General features: G+C 60.4%; 4 protein-coding genes. 1 reads left to right on the top strand and 3 read right to left on the bottom strand.

Annotation, left to right across the window (positions count from 1 at the left end; all coding sequences use genetic code 11):
• Nucleotides 1-576 (bottom strand): MFS transporter (locus tag HX846_RS03920; RefSeq protein WP_178965003.1); only part of this gene is annotated, 576 nt, incomplete at its 3' end.
• A gap of 188 nt (nucleotides 577-764) precedes the next feature.
• Here HX846_RS03920 and HX846_RS03925 point away from each other — a divergent pair.
• Nucleotides 765-2,246 (top strand): ABC transporter permease, encoded by a 1,482-nt coding sequence (locus tag HX846_RS03925; RefSeq protein WP_256739763.1) that lies wholly within the window; start codon nucleotides 765-767, stop codon nucleotides 2,244-2,246.
• Nucleotides 2,247-2,371: 125 nt separating this feature from the next.
• On the opposite strand, the gene HX846_RS03930 is transcribed toward HX846_RS03925, so the two are convergent.
• Nucleotides 2,372-3,061, bottom strand: coding sequence for a helix-turn-helix transcriptional regulator (locus tag HX846_RS03930; RefSeq protein WP_177068902.1), 690 nt, complete (start codon nucleotides 3,059-3,061; stop codon nucleotides 2,372-2,374).
• Between the two features lie 185 nt (nucleotides 3,062-3,246).
• Nucleotides 3,247-3,678, bottom strand: a 432-nt coding sequence (locus HX846_RS03935) for a PLP-dependent transferase (RefSeq protein ID WP_178965004.1), incomplete at its 5' end; no start/stop codon positions are given.

Consider the following 3,678-nt stretch of genomic DNA (forward strand, 5'->3'; position numbering starts at 1 on the left):
GTAGTCGAGGATTTCGGCCGGGGTGAAGACTTGCGCCAGCAGCGTCGCCGTCAGCGCGCCGAGCAGGTAGCCGAAGGTCAGCCCGGCCTGGAGGAAGCCCAGGGCATAACCACGATGGTTGTCCGGAGCATGTTCGGCGACAAACACCCAGGCGCTGGGCACTTCCCCGCCCACTGCCGCACCCTGGAGGATGCGCAGCGCCAGCAGGATCAACGGTGCGAAATAACCGATGTGTGCGTAGGTGGGCATGATGCCGATCAGCAGGCACGGCAGCGCCATCATCAGGATGCTCAGGCTGAACACCCGTTTGCGCCCCAGGTGATCGGCGAAGTGCGCCATCAGGATTCCGCCCAGCGGGCGTGCCAGGTAGCCCGTGACGAAGATGCCGAAGCTTTGCAGCAGGCGCAGCCACTCGGGCATTTCCGGCGGGAAAAACAGCTGGCTGAGGGTGAGCGCGAAAAATACGAAGATGATGAAGTCGTAGATTTCCAGGGCCCCGCCCAGGGCGGCCAGGCCCAGGGTTTTGTAGTCGGAGCGGGAGAAACGCTGCGCCTGTGGATAAGAGGTGGCAGTCATGGAAAAGCTCGGCAGACAAACAAAATGGCCTGCAGGTTATGAGCTGGGCCCGGTGATGGCAATCTCGCCGGATATATTTGCTTTACTCATTGATCAATGAAGATAACTACATTCCCAAATGAATAGCCGTAGAGGAACATGCAGCAAAACTGCCGCCCCCATAATAAATACAAATAGAGGTACTGAACGTGGCCGATGCTATCGAAGACAGCCGCTACGCCCGATTCGCCCTGCGTTGTTCAAACTTCGCCGAGCGCTGGTTCCCTGACTCCTGGGTGTTTGCCGCCCTCGCCGTGATCATTGTCGCCGTGGCGACCCTGGGCATGGGCGCCGCGCCGACCGAGGCCGCCAAGGCGTTTGGTGACGGTTTCTGGAGTTTGATCCCGTTCACCATGCAAATGGCCTTTGTGGTGATTGGCGGTTACGTGGTCGCCAGCTCCCCGCCCGCCGTGAAGTTGATCGACCGCCTGGCGCGCATCCCGAAGAACGGCCGTTCTGCCGTGGCCTGGGTGGCGCTGATTTCCCATCGCATGCGCACCTTGCTGACCATGCTCGGCATTGTCATCGGCATCACCTCGGTGGTGTCGATCTCGGCCATCGGCGAAGGCGCCAAGCGCTATGTGCTCAAGGACATCCAGGCCATTGGCAGTAACACCATTGATATCTTTCCCGGCAAGAGTTTTGGTGACAGCCGTGCGTCAGCCATCGAGACGTTGTTGCCGTCGGATGTGGATGCGCTGAACCAGCTGTATTACGTCGACAGCGCCACGCCGGTGGTGGGGCGCAACCTATTGCTGCGTTACGGCAATATCGACCTGGACGCCCAGGTCAATGGGGTCAGCGATCGCTATTTCCAGGTCAAGGGCCTGAAGCTCGAAGCTGGAATTACCTTCAGCGAAAGCGACGCCCGGCGCCAGGCCCAGGTAGTGGTGATCGACCACAACGCGCGCCATCGACTGTTCGCGCCCGGCGTGGATCCGCTGGGTCAGGTGATCCTGGTGGGCAATCTGCCCTGTACGGTGATCGGGGTGACGGCCGACAACAAAAACATGTTCGCCGCCAGCAAGGCGTTGAACGTGTGGGTGCCGTACGAGACGGCAGCGGGGCGGCTGTTGGGCCAGCGTCATCTGGACAGCATCACGGTGCGCATCAAGGACGGCCAGCCGAGCAAGGTGGTGGAAGAGAACGTCACCAAGCTGATGTTGCAACGTCACGGCACCAAGGACTTCTTTACCAACAACCTCGACAGCATCATGCAGACGGTGCAGAAAACCAGCCGTTCCCTGGCGTTGCTGCTGTCGTTGATTGCAGTGATTTCGTTGCTGGTGGGCGGCATCGGGGTGATGAATATCATGCTGGTGTCGGTGACCGAACGCACCCGCGAAATCGGGATTCGCATGGCAGTGGGCGCGCGGCAATCGGATATTCGCCAACAGTTCCTGGTGGAAGCGGTGATGGTCTGCCTGATTGGCGGGATGATCGGCATCTCGCTGTCATTCGCCATCGGCTATCTGTTTTCGTTGTTTGTGAAAGAGTGGGAAATGGTGTTTTCCCTGGGCTCGGTGGTGACGGCGTTTGCGTGTTCGACGTTGATCGGGATTGTGTTCGGGTTTGTGCCGGCGCGGAATGCGGCGCGGCTGGATCCGATTGAAGCCCTGGCCCGGGATTAAGCCGGGCAGAGATCAAAAAATGTGGGAGCGGGCTTGCTCGCGAATGCGGTGGATCAGTCACACATGTATTGACTGACACTGCGCATTCGCGAGCAAGCCCGCTCCCACATTTGTTCCTCGGTGTTCTAGAGAGTGGCGTTTTCTTCTGTGGAATACATCCACCGCATCAATGAATGCCGGCCACTGATGCCCATCTTGATCGCTGCCCGCTTGAGGTAGCTCTCGATGGTATTGACCTTCAGTGCCAACTGCTCTGCCAGTTCCGGTGCGGTACGCCCAGCCAGCAGCCCCACGCACACCTCAAGCTCCCGGCTGGACAGGGCCAGCCCCGATTGCGCGAGGCGCTCTTCAAAGCGCCGGCGCAAGGTGTCGATGCCTTGTTGCTGCGGCGCTTCGCTGTCCGGACCGCTGGGTTGCAGGGCGCTGATGTGTTTTTCAACCATCGGCAGCAGCAGGGAGGAGAAGTCTTGCAGGATGATCCGCTCCTGCTGGGAAAAACTTTCGCAGGGGTTGGAGCGATACACCGACAGCACGTAGCTGACGTCATCCTTGCGCCGGGTCAGGTGCAGTTGGGCGGCGGCCTGGGCCTCTTCCAGCCCTGGCAGCGGGTCGGTGTACACCGGGCTGACCCCCGTCATTCGCGAACTGCCGCCCTTGCGCGGTGAACTCACAGGCATTTGCGTGATGTGCGTCGCGTCGACCGCCAGTTGGGTGAGGATCAGGTCGTGCAGCATGCGCGGGAAATGCCGGCTGCCGGTGCTGGCGATGACTTTGCCAATGTGGGGGAACAGGTGTGAGTTCATCATTTCATCCATGAGTTTCAATGAGGGCGGCGTACAGGGCAGTGATCTCCATGACTGCCGCCTCGTATGCTAGTACAGGCTTTCGCAAACGGGCCAATGAATGGATCAAATTTTTTGCGGTGCAGGGCGCAACGGGAGAAGCCCGACCTTTTCAGGCCGGGCTATTGATAAACGTCGCGCCTGCCTGTGAATTTACTTCAAGCGTGATGAACGTTGTGTTGCACCGCCCGGGATTTCGGCTTTACGGCACAGGCCTGCAGGGCTTGGGCAACGTCGGCCAGCAGGTCGGCGACATCCTCAAGGCCCGCCGAGAGTCGCACCAGCCCTTCGGAAATCCCGTGGTGGGCGCGCTGCTCCGGGGTGTAGGTGGAGTGGGTCATGCTGGCCGGGTGCTGGGCCAGTGACTCGGCGTCCCCCAGGCTCACGGCCCGGGTGAACAGCTTGAGGGCGTTCATGAAGCGTCGGCCCATGTCGATGCCGCCCTTGAGTTCAAACGCGATCATGCCGCCGGATTGTTTCATCTGCCGCGCGGCCAGTTCGTATTGAGGGAAGGAGCGCAGGCCGGGGTAGGTCACCCATTCCACCAGGGGATGGGCCTGCAAGGCTTCGGCGATGGCCAGGGCGTTGCT

The sequence above is a fragment of the Pseudomonas sp. K5002 genome (assembly GCF_013386655.1).
Taxonomy (GTDB): domain Bacteria; phylum Pseudomonadota; class Gammaproteobacteria; order Pseudomonadales; family Pseudomonadaceae; genus Aquipseudomonas.

Excerpts from the sequence above, each read along its gene's own strand:
- HX846_RS03930 (WP_177068902.1), bottom strand. The coding sequence starts at position 3,061 with ATGGATGAAATGATGAACTCACACCTGTTCCCCCACATTGGCAAAGTC.